23 protein-coding genes are annotated in these 23,333 nt (G+C 58.0%); 22 read left to right on the top strand and 1 reads right to left on the bottom strand.

Annotated elements, in window-relative coordinates; genetic code table 11:
- Nucleotides 1-32 precede the first annotated feature (32 nt).
- The 21 genes from virB11 to DVJ77_RS04580 all read left to right on the top strand — a co-directional run bounded on the left by virB11 (nt 33) and on the right by DVJ77_RS04580 (nt 22,101).
- On the top strand, nt 33-1,073 hold the full coding sequence (virB11, locus tag DVJ77_RS04675) for a P-type DNA transfer ATPase VirB11 (RefSeq protein ID WP_114844329.1): 1,041 nt from the start codon (nt 33-35) through the stop codon (nt 1,071-1,073).
- Between the two features lie 40 nt (nt 1,074-1,113).
- Entirely contained in the window at nt 1,114-2,016 is a 903-nt protein-coding gene (locus tag DVJ77_RS04670; RefSeq protein WP_114844328.1) for a lytic transglycosylase domain-containing protein, read from the top strand.
- Nucleotides 2,017-2,264: 248 nt separating this feature from the next.
- Complete coding sequence (locus DVJ77_RS04665) at nt 2,265-2,675, top strand: TrbC/VirB2 family protein (RefSeq protein ID WP_114844327.1); 411 nt, start codon at nt 2,265-2,267, stop codon at nt 2,673-2,675.
- Complete coding sequence (locus DVJ77_RS04660; protein ID WP_114844326.1) at nt 2,668-2,976, top strand: VirB3 family type IV secretion system protein; 309 nt, start codon at nt 2,668-2,670, stop codon at nt 2,974-2,976. Before DVJ77_RS04665 ends, DVJ77_RS04660 begins: the two co-directional genes overlap by 8 nt.
- Nucleotides 2,977-3,053: 77 nt before the next feature.
- Entirely contained in the window at nt 3,054-5,525 is a 2,472-nt protein-coding gene (locus tag DVJ77_RS04655) for a VirB4 family type IV secretion/conjugal transfer ATPase (protein ID WP_114844325.1), read from the top strand.
- A gap of 29 nt (nt 5,526-5,554) precedes the next feature.
- The gene (locus DVJ77_RS04650; protein ID WP_114844324.1) at nt 5,555-6,436 is read left to right on the top strand and encodes a hypothetical protein; all 882 of its coding nucleotides are present in this window, start codon (nt 5,555-5,557) and stop codon (nt 6,434-6,436) included.
- A gap of 105 nt (nt 6,437-6,541) precedes the next feature.
- Nucleotides 6,542-7,711 carry a TrbL/VirB6 family protein gene (locus DVJ77_RS04645; RefSeq protein WP_380037923.1) on the top strand — a complete coding sequence of 390 codons (1,170 nt, stop codon included), beginning with the start codon at nt 6,542-6,544 and terminating at the stop codon, nt 7,709-7,711.
- A gap of 73 nt (nt 7,712-7,784) precedes the next feature.
- Nucleotides 7,785-8,300, top strand: a complete 516-nt coding sequence (locus tag DVJ77_RS21690) for a DUF4189 domain-containing protein (RefSeq protein ID WP_114844323.1) — start codon at nt 7,785-7,787, stop codon at nt 8,298-8,300.
- Nucleotides 8,301-8,317: 17 nt separating this feature from the next.
- A complete protein-coding gene (locus tag DVJ77_RS04635; protein WP_114844322.1) occupies nt 8,318-8,821 on the top strand; it encodes a hypothetical protein in 504 nt (167 codons plus the stop codon).
- Nucleotides 8,822-8,859: 38 nt separating this feature from the next.
- A complete protein-coding gene (locus tag DVJ77_RS04630; protein ID WP_225427816.1) occupies nt 8,860-10,023 on the top strand; it encodes an XVIPCD domain-containing protein in 1,164 nt (387 codons plus the stop codon).
- A 219-nt stretch (nt 10,024-10,242) separates the two neighbouring features.
- A complete protein-coding gene (locus DVJ77_RS04625; protein ID WP_114844320.1) occupies nt 10,243-11,235 on the top strand; it encodes a lysozyme inhibitor LprI family protein in 993 nt (330 codons plus the stop codon).
- A gap of 83 nt (nt 11,236-11,318) precedes the next feature.
- Nucleotides 11,319-12,635, top strand: a complete 1,317-nt coding sequence (locus tag DVJ77_RS21625; protein ID WP_114844319.1) for an XVIPCD domain-containing protein — start codon at nt 11,319-11,321, stop codon at nt 12,633-12,635.
- A gap of 73 nt (nt 12,636-12,708) precedes the next feature.
- On the top strand, nt 12,709-13,302 hold the full coding sequence (locus DVJ77_RS04615) for a hypothetical protein (RefSeq protein WP_162791369.1): 594 nt from the start codon (nt 12,709-12,711) through the stop codon (nt 13,300-13,302).
- A complete protein-coding gene (locus tag DVJ77_RS04610; protein WP_114844317.1) occupies nt 13,299-14,960 on the top strand; it encodes an XVIPCD domain-containing protein in 1,662 nt (553 codons plus the stop codon). Before DVJ77_RS04615 ends, DVJ77_RS04610 begins: the two co-directional genes overlap by 4 nt.
- A gap of 16 nt (nt 14,961-14,976) precedes the next feature.
- On the top strand, nt 14,977-15,549 hold the full coding sequence (locus tag DVJ77_RS04605) for a hypothetical protein (protein WP_162791368.1): 573 nt from the start codon (nt 14,977-14,979) through the stop codon (nt 15,547-15,549).
- Between the two features lie 37 nt (nt 15,550-15,586).
- Nucleotides 15,587-16,855, top strand: a complete 1,269-nt coding sequence (locus DVJ77_RS04600) for an XVIPCD domain-containing protein (protein ID WP_114844315.1) — start codon at nt 15,587-15,589, stop codon at nt 16,853-16,855.
- A 186-nt stretch (nt 16,856-17,041) separates the two neighbouring features.
- The gene (locus DVJ77_RS21025) at nt 17,042-17,371 is read left to right on the top strand and encodes a hypothetical protein (protein WP_162791367.1); all 330 of its coding nucleotides are present in this window, start codon (nt 17,042-17,044) and stop codon (nt 17,369-17,371) included.
- Nucleotides 17,372-17,524: 153 nt separating this feature from the next.
- On the top strand, nt 17,525-19,213 hold the full coding sequence (locus DVJ77_RS04595; RefSeq protein WP_114844314.1) for a type IV secretory system conjugative DNA transfer family protein: 1,689 nt from the start codon (nt 17,525-17,527) through the stop codon (nt 19,211-19,213).
- A 58-nt stretch (nt 19,214-19,271) separates the two neighbouring features.
- A complete protein-coding gene (locus tag DVJ77_RS04590; RefSeq protein ID WP_114844313.1) occupies nt 19,272-20,642 on the top strand; it encodes an FAD-binding oxidoreductase in 1,371 nt (456 codons plus the stop codon).
- Nucleotides 20,643-20,661: 19 nt separating this feature from the next.
- Nucleotides 20,662-21,501 (top strand): hypothetical protein, encoded by an 840-nt coding sequence (locus DVJ77_RS04585; RefSeq protein WP_114844312.1) that lies wholly within the window; start codon nt 20,662-20,664, stop codon nt 21,499-21,501.
- Nucleotides 21,502-21,510: 9 nt separating this feature from the next.
- Nucleotides 21,511-22,101, top strand: a complete 591-nt coding sequence (locus DVJ77_RS04580) for an NAD(P)H-dependent oxidoreductase (protein WP_114844311.1) — start codon at nt 21,511-21,513, stop codon at nt 22,099-22,101.
- A gap of 6 nt (nt 22,102-22,107) precedes the next feature.
- Here the strand turns inward: DVJ77_RS04580 and DVJ77_RS04575 are convergent, their stop codons facing one another.
- On the bottom strand, nt 22,108-22,380 hold the full coding sequence (locus tag DVJ77_RS04575; protein WP_114844310.1) for a metal/formaldehyde-sensitive transcriptional repressor: 273 nt from the start codon (nt 22,378-22,380) through the stop codon (nt 22,108-22,110).
- A gap of 53 nt (nt 22,381-22,433) precedes the next feature.
- Between DVJ77_RS04575 and DVJ77_RS04570 the strand changes: the two genes are divergently transcribed.
- Nucleotides 22,434-23,324 carry a nickel/cobalt efflux transporter gene (locus DVJ77_RS04570; protein WP_162791366.1) on the top strand — a complete coding sequence of 297 codons (891 nt, stop codon included), beginning with the start codon at nt 22,434-22,436 and terminating at the stop codon, nt 23,322-23,324.
- Nucleotides 23,325-23,333: the final 9 nt, after the last annotated feature.

Below are 23,333 nucleotides of genomic sequence, written 5' to 3'. Positions count from 1 at the left end.
TAATGTCTTAACTGTAATGGCCTGATAAAAAGATGGATGACGAAGTCGTAGCCAAAGTCTCGAATGAATTCCTGGACTACCAGTACGAAGTGCTGGGCGTGCGGGAGTTCATGGCGTCACCGGACGTGACCGAGATCTGTATCAACCGTCCGGGCGAGCTGTACCTGGAAAGCCGCGGTGGTTGGCGTCGGGTCGAAGTCCCGACGCTGACCTTCGAGCGTGCCCGCCAGTTCTGCACGGCTGTCGTCAATGAAAGCAATACCGGTCAGCGCATCACGGATACGGACCCCGTCGTGTCGCTGACCTTTCCCACCGGCCAGCGCGCTCAGTTTGTGCTTCCTCCCGCGTGCGAAGCCGGCAAAATGTCGATCACGATTCGTCTGCCCTCCAAGCAGACCAAAACGCTGGCGCAATACCAGGAAGACGGTTTTTTTGACCAGATCCTGGAAGACGCCCACAGCATCAGCGATCACGATCGTGAATTGCTGGAGCTGCGTGCGGAACGCCGTTACGCCGACTTCTTCAAGAAGGCGGTGCTGAACAAGAAAAACATCGTGGTTTCCGGCGCCACCGGCAGCGGCAAGACCACATTCATGAAGTCGCTGGTTCACCATATTCCCGACGAAGAGCGGCTGGTGACCATCGAAGATGCGCGCGAGCTGTTCATCGACCAGCCCAACGTAGTGCATCTGCTTTATTCCAAAGGCGGCCAGAGCACCAGCAACGTCTCGGCGAAGAGTTGCATGGAAGCCTGCCTGCGCATGAAGCCCGACCGCATCATCCTGGCCGAGCTGCGCGGCGACGAATCGTTCTACTTCATCCGCAACTGTGCCTCGGGACATCCTGGCTCGATCACTAGCTGTCACGCAGGCAACACCGAACAAACCTGGGACCAGTTGGCATTGATGGTGAAGGCCTCCGCCGAAGGTGCGGGGCTGGAGTTCTCCACCATCAAGCGTCTGCTGATGATGACGATCGATGTCCTCGTACATATCAAATCGCATGCCGGGCGCCGCTATATCACCGGCATCGATTTCAATCCTGGCCGCAGCTTTCCGTCGGATGCCCGGTAGTAGTCATGCCGAGTCCGTATAGATCCTGGGGGTTACTCAAGTGCTAACTGGAATGGAAATGATGGCATGCCCGAACCTGGCCGTTCCGGCCGAGGTCATGCATCACATCGTCAATGTCGAGTCCAGCCAGAACCCCTATGCGATCGGCGTAGTCGGTGGTCAATTGGTACGCCAGCCGCAAAATCTGGGCGAAGCCATCGCAACCGTGCACATGCTCGAAACCAAGGGCTACAACTTTTCGCTCGGCCTGGCCCAGGTCAATCGGTCCAATCTAGGCAAGTACGGCCTGGACTCCTACGAAAAGGCATTCGAGACATGCCCCAACCTTTCGGCAGGGTCGCGCATCCTCGCCGAGTGCTACGCCAATTCGGGAGGCGACTGGGGCAAATCGTTCAGTTGCTACTACTCGGGCAACTTCGTCACCGGCTACCGGGACGGCTATGTGCAGAAGATCTACGATTCGATGAACCGGAGCGTGAGTAACACGGCCGCCGCCATACCTCTTCAATTGATCGGCGCGCAAACCGCCTCGCGCGGCAGCACCAAACCGCCCGCTCCCATCACAAGCGACAGCGGCGCTTATCGGGTCGCGATACGCAGCGTGCTGCTGGACACGGCAACCTCCATGGCTGTCGTGCCGCCACTAGCCGCCGCATCGGCACCGGCCACAACAACGGCAACCGTACCGGCGGTACAAGCGCCCCCGGCACAGACAACCGCCTTGGCAGCAACCAGCGCCCAGCCTGCGCCGACTGCGGCAACGGCGAACGCAGCGGCAGAGGTGTTCGTACCCAAGGTGCGCGGACCAAACGACCCGGTGCCATCGGCAGCTCCGGCGGACACCGCTCCATCGCAAGTTGCGGCATCGCCCACAGTTTCGGCATCTGCCTCCGATCAGGCCGATCTTCGCCAGGGGAATCGCGATGCCGCGTTCGTATTCTGAAAACCGAAACCATCCATCGACGGCACGGCGTTTGAACGAAAGCGCACGCGCCCTGGTGGCCTGGTTGCCCACCTCGCTTGGTAAGCATGTCGTTGCTTGTCGCGATGGCCTTATGGCCGCAATACCACCTCGAATGGTTTTGAGGTGTTCTGTAGTGAACCCGGCTGCGCACCGCGTAGCTTCCCCTGGTAGCGGTCATCGCCAGATAACCGCTTCTATTTTTCAAATCTTTCATAAGGAAATCTGAGATGGCACCGAACCCGTACACCAACAACGCTAACTTTCAATCCAAGAACATGCTCGCTGTAGTCATCATGGGCTTTGTCGTCATGGCCTTGCTCATGCCGAGCCTCGGCCTGGCACAGGACGTCACCGCGACCGAAACCAAAGTCTGCGGCTTCTTCCAGAACATCAACAGCCTGCTGAACGCGGCGTCGATCGTCGTGGTCACCATTGCGGTGATTTTTTCCGGCTACCAGATCGCTTTCGCACACAAGCGCATTGCTGACGTAGCCCCCGCCCTGGTCGGCGGCGTGTTGATCGGTGCGGCTGCCCAGGTTGCCAAGATGGTCGTCGGCGGCAGTGGCTCGGCCACCGCGTGCCAATCCAATAGCGGCGCCACCAGCATGATTATTCACTTCCTGCAGCACTATGCATAAGGATCCGCTGTTCCGCGGCTGCACCCGCCCGGCGATGTTCATGGGCGTGCCTTACCTGCCCTTCTTCATGGGCGCGGGCGGGGGCTTGCTGATGGCGATGTATTTCAACATGTGGTTTCTGTTGCTGATACCGATGGTGATTTTCGTCATGCGGCAAATGGCGCGGCGCGACGAAATGATCTTTCAATTGCTCGGCCTTCGCTTTCAGTTCCGCACGAGGGTTCGCAATCTGCAACAGCACGACGGCATGTGGGTATTTACACCCAACCATTACCGCGGACAGCACAAAGACCCACGGTAAATCCTGACGCCCCGGCGACGTGCGCCGGGGCGCCCCTTTCGGTGAAAACGGTCAGAACCAAGACGGTATAGAGAATCATGTTTACCCCAGACACAGGTATCAGCGATTTCATCCCATTGTCCACTCATGTCTCGCCGACGGTGCTCAAGACCACCGGCGGAGATTTCCTGATGATGTGGCGCCTGGCCGGCCTGCCCTTCGTGGGGCGCGAGGAGTGGGATCTCGAGCACCGTCACAACACCTTCAATCGCATGCTGCAGACGTTGCGCGCACCCGATTTCGTCAATGTGGCGTTCTGGGTGCACGACGTGCGCCGCCGTCGCCGCATCAACGAAAAGAATCGTTTCGAGCAAGCGTTCAACCAGACCATGTCGGACGCGTATTACGACGCGCTGTCGACGCAAAAGCTCATGCAGAACGAGCTTTACTTGACCATGATCTACCGCCCGGTGGTGGGTGGAAAACGCTTTGCCGAAAAGTCGAACGACTTGAGACAGCTCGAATCCGAACAGGCTCAGGCGATCACGACGATCCAGGAGCTGGCCGGCAACGTCGAAGCGGTCTTGAAAGACTATGCCCCCAACCGCCTGGGCATGTACGAAGCTCGCAATGGCGTGGTGTTTTCCGAGGTGCTGGAGTTCTACGGCTACGTGCTCAATCGCATCGATGAGCCGGTACCCGTACTGCAAGCGCCGGTTTACGGCTATCTGCCGGTAAGTCGGCAGCGCTTCTCCAGCAAGACCGGCGACTTTGTGATTACCACCCCTACCGGGGTCAATCATTTCGGCGCCATCCTCAACATCAAGGAATACACCGACGGTACGTATCCGGGCATCCTCAATGGGCTCAAGTATCTGGATTTCGAGTACGTCATCACCCACTCGTTCAGCCCGATGGGGCGGCAAGACGCGCTCAAGGCACTCGATCGCACCAAGGGCGCGATGATTTCCTCAGGCGACAAAGCGGTCAGCCAGATCGGTGAACTTGACCAGGCCATGGACCAGCTCGCCTCGGGCAACTTCGTACTCGGCCAGTATCACTTCTCCATGGCCATCTATGCGTCGAGCCAGGAGTTGCTCTCCCAGCACATCGCCGCCACGCGCGCGGAGCTGTCCAACGCCGGCTTTATCTCGGTCAAGGAAGATCTCGCCGTGACGGCCGCGTATTACGCGCAGTTTCCCGGCAACTGGAAATATCGCACCCGCCTGGCGAATGTCAGCTCGCTGAACTTCCTGGGCCTCTCGCCACTGCACAACTTCGCCACTGGCAAGAGGGACAACAACCCCTGGGGCGAATGCGTCACCACCTTGCAGACTACCAACGGCCAGCCTTACTACTTCAATTTCCACGCCACTCACCCGGCCGAAAATTCACTGGGCGAAAAAGCCATTGCCAATACTATGGTGATCGGCAAATCGGGTACCGGTAAAACCGCGCTGATCAACTTCCTGCTCAGCCAGGTGCAAAAACTGAAACCCTCGCCGACGATCTTCTTCTTCGATAAAGACCGTGGTGCCGAGATCTTCGTGCGCGCCTGCGGTGGCAACTATCTGGCGCTGGCGAACGGGCACCCCACCGGCTTCAATCCGTTCCAGTGCGAGCGCAACAAGGCCAATATCCAGTTCCTCGCCGATCTGGTTAAAGTGCTGGCCGGCAAAAGCGTCTATAGCTCGCGCGAAGAGGAGGACATCTTCCGCGCCGTCGAGAACATGCTCGACACGCCGATGCATCTGCGCAACATGACCAACTTCCAGAAGAGCCTGCCCAATATGGGCGACGACGGCTTGTTCATCCGCATGCGCAAATGGACCGCCGGCAATTCGCTGGGCTGGGTCTTCGACAACCCCAACGACACCATTGACCTGACCCGGGCCAACATCATCGGTTTCGATTACACCGACATTATCGATAATGCCGAAGTGCGCGTGCCGATCATCAATTATCTGTTGCACCGTCTGGAAGCCTTGATCGACGGCCGCCCCCTGATCTACGTGATGGACGAGTTCTGGAAGATTCTCGACGGCAAGGGCGGCCTGAAAGAGTTCGCCAAGAACAAACAGAAAACTATTCGTAAGCAGAACGGCCTGGGCATTTTCGCCACACAAAGCCCGGAAGATGCACTGGCCAGCGATATCGCCGCGGCGCTGATCGAGCAGACCGCCACCATGATCCTGCTGCCCAATCCGAATGCCAGCCGCGAGGACTACATCAACGGCCTCAAGCTGACCGACGCCGAGTACCAGGTCGTCGTCAGCCTGGATGAGCGTTCACGCTGCTTCCTGGTCAAGCAAGGCCATGCATCCTCGGTCTGTCAGTTGAATCTGCGTGGCATGGACGATGCCCTGGCGGTGATCTCGGCCTCCACCGACAACATCGAAATCATGCACGAGGTGTTGCAAGAGCGCTCTGCGGTCGAAGGTATCGCCGTGGACGATCTGCGGCCCGAACATTGGCTGCAAATGTTCTATGAAAGCCGCAAAGGCAGCGGCAAGCCCAGGCCCCCTCAGCCGTCCCAATCCACCCAGTCGACCCGCTCGGCAGCAATCTGACTATGAGCCCCTTCAGGAAGGAGAACCCCATGGCTATCCCCTCTTATGCTCGCACTTCGGCACAAGCCGTCATGCGGCGCTTGCTCAGCGCAATGGCGCTGGTAGTGCTGCTATGCGTAGCCGCTCCGGCGGCGCATGCGCAATGGCAGGTGAAAGATGATGCAGCCGAGCAGTCTCTCGACAATATCAATAGCGGCACCAAGGATATCAATTCGGTGCTCGGTACCACCGCAGACGGCAATAACAACACCATCAACAAAAACCTCGATAACATCAATAACAAGCTGGTGATCGGCGCTTACAACAAGGATGTACCCGGCGCACGCGTGGCCGATCCACAGAAAGCGCTGCCGGCCACGACCGCGGCCACGACCCTGAACGATGGCTCTTACTGCAAGACGATTCCAGATGCGCAACAGCAAAACTGCCAGGACATCGTCGCCATCGAGAACGCGCAGTACCACTTCATGGTCAGCATGTACAACACCAGCAAGACCCGCGACGACATGTTGCGCACGCTACTGGCTGAGCGACAAGGTATTGCCAGCAACGACCCCAACCAGTTCGGCAAGCTCGAAGACAACACCAATAAGCTCACCGCGCTTTACAACCTCATCGCCCTCGACCACCAGCAGATGCTGTCGGTCAACTACGCCTACGATGCGAATTTGCGTTACCTGCGCAACCAGCAAACCCAACTGGCCAATGCCGCCGCCTCTGGAATTTCACCGCCAGGCTCCGGCCTCGGCAGCATCGACATTCCGGGTATCGGCAGTATCGACATTGGCTCGGCCATCTCCGGCATGACGACCGGCCTTGTTCTCTACGGCGCGCTGCAAGGGCAGCAATCCACACCTGACTCGGGCATGCCGATGCAGAAGCTCAGCATCGAATCGACCAATGGCTGGTGACAACCGTTTGTCGACATACACCATCGTAGTAAACGCGCCGCCGCACGTGATAAGGCATGCGCCTACATTGTTCCACCTGATAAGGAAAGTTGAGTCATGATCGCCATGATGGGAAGTTGGCTGGGAATCAACTCGCTGGGGTTGCTAGCAGGTCCAGGGGATCCGCTCGGTGGCGCAACTCAGTTCGTCTTCTTCAAGACGATTAATGACTTTCTGCGCACCGAGATCGATATCCTGCAATGGAATCTGCTCTCGCGATCGGCCACGATCATTGGCTTTATCGCCATCGTCGTGCTCACCATCTGGATCATGATGCAGGGCTATCGCATCGTCAGTGGCCAATCGCGCCAGCCGATGATGGCGCTGGTGGGCGATTCGCTGCGCGCGGTGCTGGTGATTTTCGTAGCTACCAGTGCGGCCTACTCGTCATCGCCACTGTACTGGACGCTGACCGATGGCGTATCCACAGTTATTGCTAGCTATGTCACCGGCAGCTCCACCAGCCCGTTCCAGGCGATCGATAACAATCTGGCCGGCATGGAGGCGGCCATGGCCACCATCGATGCCATCGACACCGGCGGCAATGATGCCGCTCAAGCGGCCAAAGACCGCGACCGCTGGTTCACCGGCATCGGCATCGCCGGCCCTAGCGTCATCGCCGGCTCCATGCTGCTGCTCAATCGAATCGCCCTGGCCTTGTTCGTCGGCTTCGGACCGATCTTCATCTTGTGCCTGTTGTTCGACCAGACCAAATCGCTATTCAGCAAATGGCTGTTCTACGGTATAGGCACGGTGTTCTCGTTGTCCTTATTAAGCGTGATGGTCAGCATCGCCATGAAAATGATGGCGGCCGTCACCGTGGCCTTCGCCGCGAAATATTTTATGGCGATGAAGGCACACATGGGCTCAATGGATGGCATCAGCAGCATGGCCCTGCAGCAAGGCGGTCTCGGACTGCTGCTATCCACCCTGATCGTCATGGCGCCACCGATGGCTGCCGCCTTCTTCCAGGGCACGTTAGGTCAGTTTGCTTCGTACTCTTCGTTCGGCAGTATTGGTTCGCAGGGCTCTGCACGGCGAGAGCAGGCGTTGGCGCAGGGTCGATTGCCTACGGGCGGTGGCGGCGGTGGCGGGTCTCACTCCAACCCCCAAGGTCAGATGATTGCGGGCGATGGAGCATATGGTCAGACATCTCGCCCAAGAGCCTCGCAAGGCATGATCCAATCGACAAATTCGCTTGATGTAGTTAAACCAAGCGATAGCTCTTTAGCTTAGAAAACTGGTTTGCATACCCTTAAAACGCCGCTGGGCAACACGTAGAAATCCTAGGATTCACAAGGCATCAACGATGAAAGCATTAGTCGCGCTGGCATTGATTAGCTGTATGTATGCGCCATTGGCATGGTCGCAATGTGCTCCCGGCGTGCCATCGGCCGGTAATCCCGGATGTATTCCACCCGATCAACCAAACTCGCCGTATTACCAAGGAAGTCCAGCGCAGCAATCCGCCCAGCAGCCCGCCCAACCGGAGCCCGTGTGGGCGGATCGCTGGGGGTCCATTGCGGTAGACGGTGCTCCGAATGGCATTGGCATTGGCATATCCGTCGGTAAGAGGAATAAGCAAGAAGCCGAAAATATTGCGCTCGCCGAATGCCAAAGAAAGGGCGGGCAGGCATGCAAAGTCGGAATTACCTATGCGAACCAATGCGCGGCTATCGCATGGGGGGATACGGGATACGACACAGCGACTGCTTCGACATTGGACCATGCCAAAAAGGCAGCCGTTGAGTCCTGCTCCTCCAGAGGATATGGCAACTGCGATGTCTACTACGCAGAGTGCAACTTTGCAGAGCGGGTCAGGTAGCGCCAAAGGAGTAATACATGCTTCGCGGAAAAATTCTGCTGCCGATACTGATGGCATTCCTCGCAGGTGCGTGCGATAGATCACCCGCGCCCTCAGCATCGATGGCAACTCCCGAAGCGCGGAATAAGCTCACCCCAGCTCGACCAAACGAACAAACAACTTCGGCGGCACTTTCCTGTCCAGCGCAGGAGTTCGATAAGTTCCTGGTGGCGTTTGCCAATGATGTCGAAATTCAGAAGGCATTCGTCACTCAACCTCTGCAAAGTGAATCCGTGGATGCCTCTGCTGAACCAGAGCCGAAACCCGTAACGAAAATGCTGAGTACGGCGGAATTGCACTTTCCTTTAATGCCAAGCTCGCAGCAGCAAGCCAGTGATGGAGTCAAGCTTAGTCAAACGTCGCTGGATTCCAAGGACATGGAAGTGAAGCTCGTCAAAGAGGATACGGATTATCAGATGCTGTTTTTCTTCAAGAACGATGGTTGCTGGAAGCTATATCGCATAAGAGATGATTCTCTCTAAAGACTTAAGGACGATTCGCCATGCCATACGAAGACGTTATGAACATCGTATTGCCGCATCAAGGAAATCGCTCGGCACACCTCACCGCTCACTACGGCGAGCAACGAGCGAAGGGCCCTCATGGTGGCTCCGACTTTAACTATGAAGGTGGTCAGACCGGGATCAATTTGACGCATCCGACGGTGCACTCGTCTGTATCGGGGGAAGTGACCTTTGTCGGCGGTCAGTACGGCACCATCAAGATCAAGGACGCAGAAGGCAACAGCCACGAGATTCTGCATACCCAGACCCAATCGGTTACCGTCGGCCAAAAACTGACGGTAGGTGAAGAAATTGGCACGATGGGCGGGCGCGGCCCCAATGGGGGAGCGCAGTACGCACAGCACGTGCACTATCAGATGAAAGACAGCCAGGGACGACCTGTAAATCCTGAGGAGTTCTGGAGTCAGCGCCCAGTACAAACCTCAACAGGACCACACACTGCCACTGTCGAAAGAACACCGCATGCGCACCTCGATGCAAAGGCGAATGGTTTACTCAAGCATGGAGAGCGCGGCACCGAGGTTCAGGCGCTGCAAACAGCCTTGAACAAACTGGGCTACACCGATGTTCAGGGCAAAACATTGCAGGCTGATGGCGACTTCGGCGCGAACACAAAACATGCGGTAGAAGCATTCCAGCACGATCACGGCTTGAAGGTGGACGGGATAGCCGGCCCGAAGACGCTAGAAGCTATCCATCACCAAAGCCAACGCCAGGAACCCAGGAGTATGCAGACGCCTTCAGCGCCTCTGTCTCGCCTGGATGATGCCAAGCATCCCGACCATGCAATGTATCGACAAGCGCTTAGCGCCGTACATCAAATGGATGCGGAGCAACGACGTACACCCGATCAACACAGCAACAACCTAGCCGCTGCCTTGGTCGTAGCCGCGCGCCGCGATGGCTTGAGCCAGATTCACCACGCCGCGCTGAGTGACGATGCCACCCGCACGTTTGCCGTGCAGGGCGAGCTACGTTCACCACTCAAGCAAATCACCCACGTACAAACCGCCGAAGCGATCAACACACCCGTCGAAAAGAGCAGTGCGGCGTGGGATCAAACCATCCAGCAAAAGCACAAAGAACAGGCGCAACTCACGCAGCAGCAAGAGCAGCATCCGCAGACATCCTCTCGTACGAATACCTCGCCGGGCATGTAACTCAAATGACCATGGAGACACATCGAGCGATCTCGTTTTATGGTTATGGCCATGCCTGCAATGTCGTCTACAGCAAATGTAGTTACGCAGAACGAGTTCGGTGACCTACATCTCAAAATTGCATAACCGCCCCATAGGTAGCGGCAACCTACGCCATAAAATTCGTGACCACCGTGAAATAGGCCCAATGGCCGTTATTCACAAGGAACCAGCTAGAGCATGAGACGTCTCTCCACCATCTGCATGTTCTCGCTGTGCTTTCTGGCATCGGCTGCGTCGGCATTTTCCAGCGAAGCTACGACGCCCGTCGGAGGCAAGTTGCGTGACTCGTATATCCAATGCACGGCGGCCGCCCATGATGTAGCGCCGGCAATGCAGGATTGTGTCGAGAAAGAATTCAAATACCAGGATGGCAGGCTGAATACCGTTTATCGGAAGCTCCAGTCCACTTTGCCGGAAGCTGGAAAAACCAGCCTGCGTCATGAGGAAAGAAGCTGGCTGGCCGACAAGGACAAAGCCTGCTCATTGGACGCAGCAACCGCTGGGCAAGCTCAACGCATTGTGCCGAATGTCTGCTCACTGAAGCAGACGGCTCGCAGAGCGGACGAGCTTGAAGAAATGCTACGCAACGCCGGCACCACATCGGATAGCAGAGGACTGGGGGCAACCCTTGGAGTCGGTTCGCAGGACAAGGAAAGCAAGATGGATGACTTGAAAGCATTCGCCACCGGCGGGGCCAGAATTCTCGACGCTCAGACCGGTGACCTCAATGGCGACGGCCGGCCGGATGCGCTATTGGTCCTGGACCCGCCCAACAAGGGCAACGAGAAGCTCGGCGAAGGCCCCTCACGCGAGGTGTTGCTGCTGGTGCGCGACATGGCCGGGCAGTTGCAGAAATTTGCCCACAACGACCGTATCGTGCCCTGCGCCAGTTGCGGCGGCATCGCCGGCGATCCGTTCGGCTATGTGCGATTGGAGCCGGGCCAGTTCACCATCGTCAATGGCGGCGGTAGCCGCGAGCATTGGGCCGACGAATACACCTTCAAGTATGTCCCCGAACAAAAAGACTGGTTGATCGCCAAGGTCGTTCGCCGCGTGGAAGATCGCGAGACGGGCGAGAAAAAAGTGATCGATTTATCCGCCAAAGATTTGGGCAGCATCAAGTTCAAGGATTTCGACCCCTCCAGTCTCCCGGAGGCCGAACTGCCCTGAATGGGATTTCCGCCACGGCCGGCGGAAACATGGCAGGCAGGGAATAAAGCCGACACGTAAGGGAAGTTAATCAGGAGTTGCACATGACTACGGATCGAGAAACACAGGTGTTGCTGGATGCCACGGCGGCAGGAATCAAGTCGCCCAGGGAATTGGCCAATTACATGGCCCAGGTCACGCATGAATCGAATGGCCTGAACCGGCTAGAGGAAAGTTTTCGGTATACCAAGGGGATTTCGCAGATACCGGTGCAGTCCGCATGGCGCCATGGCGAGGCCGCCCTGGAATCCGCGCGGCTTCAGGCCATGCAGGGAAAACCGGAGCAACTGGCAGAGCTGATGTATGGCGGGCGCAATGGCAACGACCAGCCCGGCGATGGCTATACCTATCGCGGGCGCGGCTATATGCAGCTCACGGGCAAGGACAATTATCGGGCGGCGGGCGAAGCGCTTGGACTCGATCTGGTCAAGCACCCGGAACTCGCCGCCGAACCTAAGAACGCCTCCAAAATTGCGCTCTGGTATTGGGAAACCAACGTGCCGGAAGCCGCGCGTGAAGATGTCAAAGAAGCTACTAAAGCGATCAATGGGAAATACAACGGCCTGGAGGATCGCCGCGAACGATTCGCTAGCTGGGAGAAAAAGCTAACGCCCGAAGTCATGGGGCGCCTGTCGGGCGAAGTCGGACCCGTAGTGCCATCAGCTACCCAGCGGACCCATGACACCTCTACGCATACTCCGGCCGGTGGCGCTGCCCTGCACCTGGACGGGCATGCCGATAGCATACGGAAACTGCAGCAAGGCCTTAGCGAGCTTGGCTATACCGATGCACAACACCAAGCCCTGCGCGCGGACGGCCACTTCGGCCCTGCCACCCGATCCGCCGTGCAAGCTTTCCAGCACGATCATGGCTTGAAAGCCGACGGCATCGCCGGCCCGAAGACCCTGGAAGCCATCCATCGCCAGAGTCAGTTACACGAAACCAAGGCCGCAACGACGCCCTCGGCTCCCCTGCCCCGCCTGGATCATGCGACGCATCCCGATCATGCGCTGTACCAGCAGGCCCGTGGCGCCGTGCAACGGCTCGATACCGAGCGGCAACGCACACCCGACCAGCACAGCGACCACCTGGCCGCCGCACTCGTGGTGGCAGCGCGACGCGACGGCATGAATCAAATCCACCATGTGATGCTGAGCGACGACGCCTCACGCACCTTCGCGGTGCAGGGCGAGCTGAAATCGCCGGTCAAGCAAGTCACGCATGTGGAAACCGCCGAAGCGGTCAAGACACCGATCGAGCAAAGCAGCGTCGCCTGGAAACAGCTCATGCAGCAAAAGCAGCCGCAGGAGCAATCCAGCCCTCAGCTTGGCTCCGGCGATATGACTCGGAGAGCGCCATGAGACACGTCAGCGACTCCACAACGTCAGGCCGCAGTGATGGCGGCTTTACCCCAACGAATCGAATAGCCCAGCCATGTCCATTCGCCTGACCTCTTCGCTCATCCTATCTCTGGCCTTGACCACCTCGGCGTGCAGCTCACCTATGAAAACTCCAGACATCAAACAGAATCCGCATCCGAAGACTCGCTACGAAATTACGGTCACCATCAACGATGCACCCGGACCGTTCGATTCGGTGGCCGGCGTGGTGCATTACATGGTGGAAAACGATCGCTGCGTGCCGTTGACTCCGATTAGCGGCGCCACGCTGGCGCCGGAAAAAAACTTTCCGATTACCTTCACCCGTGTCAGCGACAACGTCTACAAGGGCACGATTTACGCCGATCTCTTGCAGGATGAGGACTATTACGGCCTCGGCGTCTGCCATTGGGCCGTAAATACGATGTGGGCGACTTTGAAGGTCAAGGGTGTCGACTTCAGTCCGGCCATGGATCTGAAGGAGATTGTCTCGCAGAAGCCCACTCCGACTTATTTTGTAAAAGCCGATTACTTCAATACCGATAAGGAACGGAGCGCCTTCGGCACCACTAACCGCTCGCTTTTCCAGACGGAATCCAGCACTGACATTTTCTCGATGACGTTATCTGCCAAAGAGGATTTCCAATGAGCATCAGCACCGCCGATAACGCGTTACTGTCGCAGGATTCCTACAAAGATCACCGATTGAATGAAGTCATCGAGCTCGGTGGCGTCAAATACAAAATCCTCGATCACGCCGACAACCCTTCCACAGGCTATCAGGCCACCGCCTATCAGCGCAGTGATACCGGCGAGGTCGTCATCGCCCATCGCGGTACCGAGTTCAATAGAGAGCCTGTGCATGATGGCGGCGTGGACGCAGGCATGGTTCTCATCGGGCTGAACGCACAAACGCCCGATGCCATGGCCTTCACCAAGAAAGTCATGGACGAGGCGAAAAAAGACGCGGCAGAGCACCATTATCCGCTCAACGTCACCGTCACCGGCCACTCGCTCGGCGGCACACTGGCGGAGATCACCGCTTACAAATACGGCCTGCACGGCGAAACGTTCAATGCCTACGGTGCCGCCGGCCTGATGGAAGGTGTACCCAAGGGCGGCCACCAGGTCATCGACCATGTCCGTGCCACCGATGTAGTCAGCGCGGCCAGCACGCATTTCGGTGAAGTGCGTATCTATGCCGCCAAGCAGGATATCGACATTCTCAGCAAAGCCGGCTACCGCGACGACAGCGGAGCATTGAGTCCGCGCAATCCGATCAAGGCGGTCGACTTTAGCGCTCACGCCATCGACAACTTCGTGCCTAACGGCAAGACCCTCGGCGGATCGATCATCTCCCCGGAAAGCCAAGCGCGCTACAACGAGCATCACGGCATGATCGACCGCTATCGCAGCGATGTGATGGATCTGCGCACCGGGTTATCGGCCTCCTGGGAAGTACCCAGAGCCATCGTCGGTGGCGCGGAAGAACTCGGCCACGCCGCAGGCAAGAGAATCACGCAAGGAGTCCATGTCGCCGAGCATGCGGCGCACTATGTCGCCCACGAAGCTTCGCAGGCTTACGACGCAACGCGCCACACAGTGACCGAAAAAGTTACTCAAGGCGTCCACGCCGCCGAGCACGCGGCTCACTATGTCGCCCATGAGGCCACCCAGGCCTACGATACGGCACGCAAAGAGGTATCGCACGGCGTCCATGCGGTTGAACAGGTAGCGAGCAAGGCCGTCAACGAAACCTCGCATGCGCTTCACGCCGCTGGTCATGCCGTGAGTGAAGCCAGTCATGCCGTGAGCGAAAAGGTGTCGGGCGCGTTCGATACCTTGAGCCATCCCGGTTCGTGGTTCGACAACAAGCCATCCACGCCAGCGGCTGCAGCACCGGCTCGCCTGGACCATAGCTCGCACCCCGATCACGCGCTTTATCAGCAGTCGCTTGGTGCCGTGCATCGGCTGGATGCGGAGAATCACCATGCATCCGATCAGCGCAGCAATAACCTGGCCGCAGCCCTGGTCGTAGCGGCACGGCGCGACGGCTTGAGCCAGATCCACCATGCCGTACTCAGCGACGACGCCAGTCGCACCTATGCCGTGCAAGGTGATCTGCGCTCGTCGTTCAAACAGGTCAGCCATGTGAACACTGCCGAAGCAGTCGCCACGCCCATCGACAAGAGCAGTGCCGCGTGGGAGCAGGCCGCGCAGTCCAAGCACGCGAACCAGGCGCAGCTCGCACAGCAGCAGGTGCATCAGCAAGCACCCACCCAGCCCAATCCCACGCGAACCATGTAATAGGGAATCAAGACCCATGAAATCGACCAACATTATGACGATGCTGTGCGCGTGTTTCTTGGCGGTATGTTCGTCGCCGTCTCAATCGGCGCCGACGAATGTCACGCAAGTCTCCGCCAGAGCGTCGATGTGCGAAAAAGCCGACAAGATCGTTTTTTCATGCCCGCTGGATAACGGCAAGAAAGTCGTATCCATGTGCGCGGCCGGCGATGTCGGCCAGGGCCAGGGGCATTTTTACTACGCCTACGGCCGCCCTTCCGCGCCGGAACTGGTATTTCCCGGCAAAGATCAACCCGCCGACGGGGCGTTCACTCGCACCCATCTCGGCTTTGCCGGCAATACGGGAGGATACGCATACGCGTTTCTTAAAGATGGTTACAAGTACATCGTTTATTCGGTATCCGGTGAAAGCAACCTGCGGGACGGCGGCGTGATCGTGCAGCGCCCTGGGGAAACCACGGCTGCAAAGAAGTCGCCATGTCAGGCCGCCAAAATCATCGAATCCCAGGATGACAACGTGATCGATGCGACGCTGAAATGGAAAAGCGATTCGGACATCCAATCGCATGGCCTTCCCAGCCTGCACTAACCGCCCGCCACCCTGAATTTTGCCGGAGAACGCAATCATGTCATCCAAAGACAACGCGGATTACCTGATGGAAATGGCCACCCGCGAGGGGATTCAAGGCCACAAGGAATTATCCAATTTCATGGGCCAGATGCAGGTCGAGTCGGGCGGGTATTCGCATATGAGCGAAAATCTGAACTACTCCGGCAAGCGTCTGCTCGAAGTGTTCCCGGGACGCAACGGGATGAACGATATCGCGGCTGCCAACAAGGTTGCCGCCGGCGGTCCCGAAGCGGTCGCCAATGAGATCTACGGCGGCCAATGGGGCAAGGTCAATCTCGGCAACACCGAGCCTGGCGACGGCTGGAAATACCATGGCCGCGGTTACGTGCAACTCACCGGCCGCGCCAATTACGAAAGCACCGGCAAAGAGCTGGGGCTGGATCTGGTCAATCACCCGGAGCTGGCGGAAAACCGCGAAGTCGCCGCCAAGATCGCCATCCATTATTGGAAAGACCGAGTCGTCCCCAATCACCATCAAGATGACGTCAAAGCCGCCTGTCACGATATCAACGGCGGCTATAAAGGCTTGTCGGACAGAAGAACCGCCGCTGCCGCCTGGGAATCCAAACTTGAGCACGGCTATGTGCCCGGCGCCCCGGCTCCTGCATCTCCCGCCGCTCCTGGCAACCATGGCTCCACCGACAACAACCGTCATCTTCAACAGATGCTCAATCAGCACGGCTATCACGATGCAGCGGGGCATCCCCTGAAAGCAGACGGCGACTACGGCGCGCGCACCAAGCAGGCGGTGGAAGCCTTCCAGCGCGAGCAACATCTGAAAGTGGATGGTGTTGCCGGTCCTGCCACCATGCACCGACTGGAAGCATTAACCCAACACGCGGGCACCAAACCCGAACAGTCAGCGCCGCGCCTGGACCAGGCATCGCACCCTGACAACGCCATGTATAAGCAGGCCCTCACCGCCGTACACCAACTGGACGCGCAACATCAACGCACACCCGATCAGCACAGCAACAACCTGGCCGCGGCCCTGGTGGTGGCTGCACGCCGTGATGGGATGACGCAGATCAATCACGTCGTACTCAATGACGATGCTTCGCGTGCCTATGCGGTGCAGGGCGATCTCAATTCACCGCATAAGCGCATCGCCGATGTAGCGACCCGGCAAGCCACGGCAACATCGGTGGAGCAAAGCAGTCAAGCGTTGCAACAGGCAGCGGCGCCGAAGCAGCCCGATCAGGCGCAGGCCCCGGTACTTCTGCAGCCGACACAACAGACCGCGAGCCCTGCGCCGAGCCGATAAAGCAAATGCATACATGCCAAGGATTCACAGCGGGGATAACGATCCGGCTCCACTGTGCTTCAAACCGTCTCTTCAGGGTCACAGTATCTTGACTTACCTTGTAATCACCCTGGTCGGCAGTAGCATTTCCGACCGGCCCAAAACCACATAATGGTTTCACCTTAGTACGGAAACAAAGGAGTTTGCATGAAAGGTTGGATTTTTACGGCCGCGATGCTTGTATCAATGCAAGCCAGCGCGCAGTTTTATGAGTACATCAATTATCGAAGCAATGATCCCTTTGTGTTTTGTACTAAAGGGCAAGGCATTCCGACTCAATGCTGGTGGCCGCTGCCTCCATATACCGGCGCCTTCATGGTAAATCCTGCTTGCCGACCGCCTAATCCATATGGGAAGCAATGGACGTCGGATGACTGGGGATCGTATTACCAATACCTATCGGTTTGTCCTATGGCCATAACATCCGGCTCCTGGTCAGGCGGTGGATCGCCCGAATTAACACCGTTCAAGCATTAATCACCGAGTAGCTGTCGCGCCATGCATACCGCAGGCAGCGCAATGCGGTGATCTATTTTGCCCTGCAAAGGCCAAGATAGGTTTTAACGACCCCCCAAGCTTTTCCAGAATAAACGTCCCCGCAAGGGGAAACCGGCACCAGGGTAGAATTTCATGAGCAAGGCTAAATGGTATTGGGCGGCCGGACTGATCTTGGTCGCCCTGGTTGCAGGGGAATATTTTTCCGGTCTTCTGATACTTCTTTTTCTTAAGCTGGGTTCCGGTCAGCTCCAATGGGATACCTATTGGAGTTATCTGCGTGCGCTGAATTTGCCGCAGGTGCAACCCTATCTCAGTCACATCAAGTTGGCGGGCTATATAGGGTTTGGCTTGCCGGTCCTGCTCTGGCTGATCGCGCTGTATTTCCTGGCCAGAAAGAAAAAGCAGTCGATGCACGGCGATGCTCGCTTTGCCAGGGCGCATGACTTGAGCAAGCACGGCATGTTCAAGCCGTCGGACAACGGCATCCTGGTCGGAAAATTCAAGGGCGACCTGGTTCGACTCAGCGGCCAGCAGTTCGTCATCCTGGCTGCGCCGACGCGTTCGGGCAAAGGTGTCGGTGTGGTTATTCCGAACTTGCTCGAATACCAGGAATCGACGGTGGTCCTGGATATCAAGCAGGAGAACTTCGAACTGACCAGCGGCTGGCGCGCCAGCCAGGGCCAGGAGGTCTACCTGTTCAATCCCTTTGCCGAAGATCGCCGCAGCCATCGCTGGAATCCGCTCAGCTATGTGTCGAAAGATCCGGCCTTCCGCGTTTCGGACTTGATGAGCATTGCGGCGATGCTTTATCCCGATGGTTCTGACGATCAGAAATTCTGGGTCAGCCAGGCGCGCAATGCGTTTATGGCCTTCACGCTGTATCTGTTTGAGAAATGGGAGGAGGACGAGAAGAACGACATACCGCAGAAACTCAGAATCAGGCCCACCCTCGGCGCCGTCTATCGGCTGTCTTCCGGCGACGGCTCAGAATTGAGAACGCTCTATCAGTGGCTGGCTCAGCAAGCTTTCCTCAGCGGCAATGCGCATTCCGCTTTCGCCAATCTGCTGTCGCAGGCGAACGAAACTTTCGCCTCGATTCTCGGCACCTTCAAAGAGCCGCTCAATGCCTGGATCAATCCGGTGCTGGACGCCGCCACCAGCGAAGACGATTTCTTGCTGACCGATGTCCGCCGCAAAAAGATGACCATCTATATCGGCATTCAGCCGAACAAGCTGGCCGAAAGCCGTTTGATCGTGAATCTTTTCTTCAGCCAGCTAATCAATCTCAATACCAAGGAACTGCCGCAGAACAACCCGGCATTGAAGTACCAATGCCTGCTGTTGATGGACGAGTTCACCTCAATCGGCAAGGTGGAAATTATCGCCACGGCAGTTTCGTACATGGCCGGCTACAACATTCGCTTGTTGCCGATCATCCAGAGCATGGCCCAGCTCGACGCCACCTACGGCAAAGACGTCTCACGCACCTTGATGACCAATCACGCGCTGCAAATCGTCTACGCGCCGCGCGAGCAGCAAGACGCGAACGATTACTCCGACATGCTGGGTTACACCACGGTGCGCAAGGAAAACATCACGCGCGGTGGCGGTGGCCGGGGCGATGTCTCCCGCAGCCAGTCCGAAGAGCGGCGCGCCTTGATGCTGCCACAGGAGCTGAAAGCGATGGGGCATGAGAAAGAAGTTTTCCTGTATGAAGGCATCGCCTTTCCGGTGATGTGCGAGAAAATCCGTTATTACCAGGACAAGTACTTCACCGCCCGCTTGCTGCCGAAAGTGGAGATAGCCACGCTGGCGATCTAAGAAGCGTTTCCGAAGCTGCGGGCACCTCACTCGCAGCTTCGGAGCTAGACTTAAGCGCATGACGCTCCCCCCGGCCCTGCTCAACCTTCTCCGCCAGACCTTCGCGGCCGACGCCTGCTCATTCGATGAGGCCGAGCGGCTCGCTTACGCCTACGACAACTCGCGCCGCCATGCCATGCCCGATGCGGTGGTATTCCCTACCGAACACGCGCAAGTCGAGGCCCTGGTACAAGCCTGCCGCGCTCATCGCATCCCGGTGATCGCACGCGGACGCGGCACCAACACCACCGGCGCCACCGTACCCGTCGATGGCGGCGTAGTGGTGAGTTTCGAGCGGATGAACCGGATCTTGCGCATCGACCCCGACAATCGCCTGGCCATCGTCGAGCCCGGCGTATTGAATGGCGACCTGCAACAGGCATTGAAACCTCTCGGTTTCTTTTGGCCGCCCGACCCCACCTCTTCGCCCTGGTGCAGCATCGGCGGCAATCTGGCCTGTAACTCGGCCGGCCCGCGCACGGTGAAATACGGCAGCCCGCGCGAGAACACACTAGGCCTGCGCGCCGTGGCTGGCACCGGTGCCGGTTTTCGCTGCGGCACCTATACCAGCAAGGGCTCCACTGGTTACGACCTGACCCGGCTGCTGATCGGCTCCGAAGGCACCTTGGCGCTAATCACCGAAGCCACCCTGAAACTGACCCCCAAGCCCTCGGGCATACGCACGCTGCGCGCTACTTATCGCGATGTCGGCGCCGCGGCGCGTGCGGTGGCGCGGATCATGGCGCAGCCGGTGACGCCTTGCGCGCTGGAGTTCATCGACGATGTGGCGCTGAAACTGGCCCGCGACTACGGTGGTGAAGGCGTACCGCTTGCCGGCGCCATGCTGATGATCGAAGTGGACGGCGAACCGGATACCCTGGCCGGCGCCGCCGAAGCGGTATCACGCGCAGCGCAGGGCGATGGCCTTGAAGAGTTAAAGGTTGCCCAGACCGCCGAAGAAACCCAGGCTTTGTGGTCGGCGCGCAAGGCACTGTCGCCGGCACAGCGAACGATTTCGCCGAACAAGATCAACGAAGACGTCGTGGTACCGGTTAGCCACTTGCCCGAGCTGGTCGACGGCATCAAGCGACTCTCCGCCAAACACGACGTGTTGATCGTGACCTTTGGCCATGCCGGCAACGGCAACCTGCACGTCAATCTGCTGCCGCGCGACGACGCCGAACGCGAACGTGCCCACGCTTGCCTGGCCGAAGTCTTCGCGCTGGTGATATCGCTCGACGGCACCCTGTCCGGCGAGCACGGCATCGGCCTAATCAAACGCGAGTTCATGCCACTGGCGCTGTCGCCTGAAACACTGGGGCTGATGCGCAATGTCAAAGCGGCTTTCGATCCCGATGGCATTCTCAATCCCGGCAAATTGCTGCCCTAAGCCAATCTGAGGAAATTGTATGAAGCTCATTGCATTTGCACTGCTTGTGCTCGCCAGTTTCTGCACAACCTCCTGTAGTCAGCAAGCTTTGATCGACAAGGTCACGCCGCACCCTGAATCCGAATATGCACAGGATGTGATTGCAGAACTACGCGCCGGGCAAATCGATAACGTGATGGCAAAGCTGGATCCGAAGCGACAGACTCCCGAGATTGCGACGAAGCTTCGCGAAATCCAGGCTTACTTTCCAAGCGGCAAGCCAAAATCAATCAAAGTAGTAGGAGCCCACTCCGGTTTTCATGCCATCGTAAGTACGACTACGAAGAGTTCGTCCGATCAACGTTACGGCCTGGTCTATGAATACGAATTCGAGGACAGCTGGGCCATCGTCTACGTCATGCTGATAAAGGTCGACGGCAAACTCATGGTCGATAGCATCAACCTGGATCGAATGACGCAATCACTCGAGCAATCAAATGCTTTTACCTTCCAAGGCAAAGGGGCATTGCATTGGATCTTTGCCGCGCTTGTCTGCGTCATACCGTTGTTTTGCCTTTACGCGTTCATCACGTGTCTGCGCACACCGATGGTCAAACGCAAATGGCTATGGGCGATCTTCACCTTGATCGGCGTCGTTATGGTTAAGCTCAACTGGACCACCGGCGATTTCGATTTCCATATCGTTAATTTCCAACTGTTCTCTGCCTCGGCGTTCGCTGCCCCCTACAGCCCATGGATCTTGGCCGTCTCATTCCCACTAGGTGCGGTTTGGTTCTTGATTCGTCGCAAAAGCCTGATGCCGCAACTCGCCCCGGTGCCGTTAACGGCACCTCCGCAACTGCCAAAAGCGGAATCCTAGGAAATCATCTTGAAGTGCTTGCTGGTCATGGCTCACCCGCTGCCCGACAGCCTTGCCGCTTCGCTTGCCAGTCACGTCCATGACTCGCTCAAAGCGAGTGGCCACGAGGTCGAGATTGAAGATCTTTATAAAAACGCCTTCGCCCCGGCGTTGAGCGCCAGCGAGCGCTCGAGCTACTACACCGCGGCCTATGCAGGTGCCGGGGTAGCCGCGGAAATCGAACGCCTACGCGATGCCGAAGCCATCGTGCTGGTTTTTCCAACGTGGTGGTTCGGCTTTCCGGCCATGCTCAAAGGCTGGTTCGATCGGGTATGGGCACCCGGCATTGCCTACGACCACGCGCAAGACCTGGGCGCGATCACACCGCGCCTAACCGGGCTACGCCGGGTGCTGGTGGTGACCACGCTAGGTTCGCCGTCGTGGGTCGATCGCTGGATCATGCGGCGACCGGTGAGAAGAATCCTCAAGACTGCGATTCTCGGCACCTGTGCCGCACAGTGCAAAATGCAGATGCTCTCTCTTTACCAAAGCGAACGAGTAACGCCAAAACGAGTAGCGCGGTTTCGTCAAAGCATTACGCGAGCGCTCGCATCGTGGTGACTGCGGTCACTTGATATAAGACCGCAGCACCTTAAGCACATCTTCCATTTCCTGCTGATGCTCGGCATCGGCGTTGGGGTCGGCGACATGGGTGCGTAAATGCCCCTCCAGTACCTCGCCCATCAAGCCATTGATCGCACCACGCACGGCGGCGATCTGCTGCAAGGTTTCGGCGCAGCCGCGCTCTTCGGACAGGCCGCGCTCCAGCGCATCCACTTGGCCCTTGATGCGCCGCACGCGGGCGATCAACTTGCTCTTATTTGCAACGGTATGGCCCATAGCTGCTCGAATCCGTATACTAGGGGGCAGTATATGCCCAGGTGGTGAAACGCATGTTGCCCGATCTTGTTCAACTCTTGAGCCAAGGCAGCAGCCATCTATGGCTGTTCATCCCCACCGCGATCCTGCTCGGCGCCCTGCATGGGCTGGAGCCGGGGCATTCGAAGACCATGATGGCGGCCTTCATCATCGCGATCCGGGGCACTGCCACACAGGCCGCACTGCTTGGTCTGTCCGCCGCATTTTCACACACGTTGATCGTATGGCTGGTTGCGCTGCTCGGCCTGTACCTGGGCTCGCGTTTCGATATGAATGCCAGCGAGCCGTACTTTCAGCTCGCCTCGGGCGTTTTGATCGTGTGCATCGCGCTGTGGATCTTGCACCGTACCTGGCGCGAGCATCAGCACGAACTGGCTCATGCACGCGAGCATCACCACGGTCATACACACGATCATCATGCACATGCGCCCTCCCCGGTGCGCAGCTATGCACATGCCTTTACCGCGTCTTCGCCGTTACCCACCGAAGGCCTCGTGTTCACCCAGCCGACCTCTCAGCCGGCCGACTATGAAGATGCTCACGAGCGAGAGCATGCGCGTGACATTCAACGCCGCTTTGCCGACCGCAACGTCAGCACGGCGCAAATCGTCATGTTCGGCCTCACCGGCGGCTTGATCCCCTGCCCGGCGGCTATCACCGTGCTGTTGCTTTGTTTGCAGCTCAAGCGAATTTCGCTGGGCGCGACCCTGGTGATCTCGTTCAGTATCGGCCTGGCCTTGACCATGGTGCTGGTCGGGGTGGCCGCCGCGATGGGCATGAATCAGGCGATGCGTCGCTGGCCGTCGCTCGGCCAATGGGTGCGACGTGCCCCATATGCATCAAGTGTATTGATCGTGCTGATCGGGTTTTATGTGGCGTGGCAGGGCTGGGTCGCACTGCACTGATAGGTCTCT

Source organism: Dyella tabacisoli, assembly GCF_003350925.1.
Taxonomy (GTDB): Bacteria; Pseudomonadota; Gammaproteobacteria; order Xanthomonadales; family Rhodanobacteraceae; genus Dyella_C; species Dyella_C tabacisoli.
Note: the sequence above shows the minus strand (reverse complement) of the source record. Positions and strands in the feature narration are given on the sequence as shown.

What these genes read in the sequence shown, in the direction of transcription:
- DVJ77_RS04610 (WP_114844317.1), top strand. Translation starts at nt 13,299, where the DNA reads ATGAGCATCAGCACCGCCGATAACGCGTTACTGTCGCAGGATTCCTAC.
- DVJ77_RS04590 (WP_114844313.1), top strand. Translation starts at nt 19,272, where the DNA reads ATGACGCTCCCCCCGGCCCTGCTCAACCTTCTCCGCCAGACCTTCGCG.
- DVJ77_RS21690 (WP_114844323.1), top strand. Translation starts at nt 7,785, where the DNA reads ATGAAAGCATTAGTCGCGCTGGCATTGATTAGCTGTATGTATGCGCCA.
- virB11 (WP_114844329.1), top strand. Translation starts at nt 33, where the DNA reads ATGGATGACGAAGTCGTAGCCAAAGTCTCGAATGAATTCCTGGACTAC.
- DVJ77_RS21025 (WP_162791367.1), top strand. Translation starts at nt 17,042, where the DNA reads ATGAAAGGTTGGATTTTTACGGCCGCGATGCTTGTATCAATGCAAGCC.
- DVJ77_RS04635 (WP_114844322.1), top strand. Translation starts at nt 8,318, where the DNA reads ATGCTTCGCGGAAAAATTCTGCTGCCGATACTGATGGCATTCCTCGCA.
- DVJ77_RS04625 (WP_114844320.1), top strand. Translation starts at nt 10,243, where the DNA reads ATGAGACGTCTCTCCACCATCTGCATGTTCTCGCTGTGCTTTCTGGCA.
- DVJ77_RS04655 (WP_114844325.1), top strand. Translation starts at nt 3,054, where the DNA reads ATGTTTACCCCAGACACAGGTATCAGCGATTTCATCCCATTGTCCACT.
- DVJ77_RS04595 (WP_114844314.1), top strand. Translation starts at nt 17,525, where the DNA reads ATGAGCAAGGCTAAATGGTATTGGGCGGCCGGACTGATCTTGGTCGCC.
- DVJ77_RS04665 (WP_114844327.1), top strand. Translation starts at nt 2,265, where the DNA reads ATGGCACCGAACCCGTACACCAACAACGCTAACTTTCAATCCAAGAAC.
- DVJ77_RS04600 (WP_114844315.1), top strand. Translation starts at nt 15,587, where the DNA reads ATGTCATCCAAAGACAACGCGGATTACCTGATGGAAATGGCCACCCGC.
- DVJ77_RS04630 (WP_225427816.1), top strand. Translation starts at nt 8,860, where the DNA reads ATGAACATCGTATTGCCGCATCAAGGAAATCGCTCGGCACACCTCACC.
- DVJ77_RS21625 (WP_114844319.1), top strand. Translation starts at nt 11,319, where the DNA reads ATGACTACGGATCGAGAAACACAGGTGTTGCTGGATGCCACGGCGGCA.
- DVJ77_RS04660 (WP_114844326.1), top strand. Translation starts at nt 2,668, where the DNA reads ATGCATAAGGATCCGCTGTTCCGCGGCTGCACCCGCCCGGCGATGTTC.
- DVJ77_RS04585 (WP_114844312.1), top strand. Translation starts at nt 20,662, where the DNA reads ATGAAGCTCATTGCATTTGCACTGCTTGTGCTCGCCAGTTTCTGCACA.
- DVJ77_RS04570 (WP_162791366.1), top strand. Translation starts at nt 22,434, where the DNA reads ATGTTGCCCGATCTTGTTCAACTCTTGAGCCAAGGCAGCAGCCATCTA.
- DVJ77_RS04645 (WP_380037923.1), top strand. Translation starts at nt 6,542, where the DNA reads ATGATGGGAAGTTGGCTGGGAATCAACTCGCTGGGGTTGCTAGCAGGT.
- DVJ77_RS04605 (WP_162791368.1), top strand. Translation starts at nt 14,977, where the DNA reads ATGAAATCGACCAACATTATGACGATGCTGTGCGCGTGTTTCTTGGCG.
- DVJ77_RS04650 (WP_114844324.1), top strand. Translation starts at nt 5,555, where the DNA reads ATGGCTATCCCCTCTTATGCTCGCACTTCGGCACAAGCCGTCATGCGG.
- DVJ77_RS04615 (WP_162791369.1), top strand. Translation starts at nt 12,709, where the DNA reads ATGTCCATTCGCCTGACCTCTTCGCTCATCCTATCTCTGGCCTTGACC.
- DVJ77_RS04575 (WP_114844310.1), bottom strand. Translation starts at nt 22,380, where the DNA reads ATGGGCCATACCGTTGCAAATAAGAGCAAGTTGATCGCCCGCGTGCGG.